The organism is Arthrobacter humicola, assembly GCF_022803015.1.
Lineage (GTDB): Bacteria > Actinomycetota > Actinomycetes > Actinomycetales > Micrococcaceae > Arthrobacter > Arthrobacter humicola_A.
Map to the genome: position 1 here is coordinate 1 of NZ_JAFKON010000043.1, position 455 is coordinate 455.

General features: G+C 63.5%; 1 protein-coding gene. It reads left to right on the forward strand.

The genetic code is table 11. The features are described 5' to 3' along the window. A partial coding sequence (locus ARTB_RS21375; protein ID WP_243182282.1) for an amino acid permease occupies positions 1-455 on the forward strand: 455 nt, incomplete at both ends.

Here is a 455-nt window from a genome sequence, read left to right on the forward strand (position 1 = left end):
GTGGAAGCCCTCGGTGACGGAACCGCCAGCAAGATCGTCAACTACATCGGCCTGGCCGGACTGATCGCGTCCTTCTTCTCGATAATGTACGCGTACTCGCGTCAGCTCTTTGCGCTCTCGCGTGCCGGGTACCTGCCGAAGACACTGTCCATCACCAACTCTCGCAAGGCCCCGACGCTCGCCTTGATCGTCCCGGGCGTCATCGGCTTCCTGCTCTCGCTGACCGGTCAGGGTGGGATGTTGCTCAACATGGCCGTGTTCGGCGCGGCGCTGAGCTACGTTCTGATGATGGTCAGCCACATCGTGCTCCGACGCAACGAGCCGAACATGGAACGCCCGTACCGAACCCCCGGCGGCGTCGTGACCACCGGATTCGCATTGATCATCGCGGCGCTCGCCGTGGTGGCCACGTTCGTCGTCGATTCCACGGCGGCGCTGTGGTGCCTGGGAGTGTT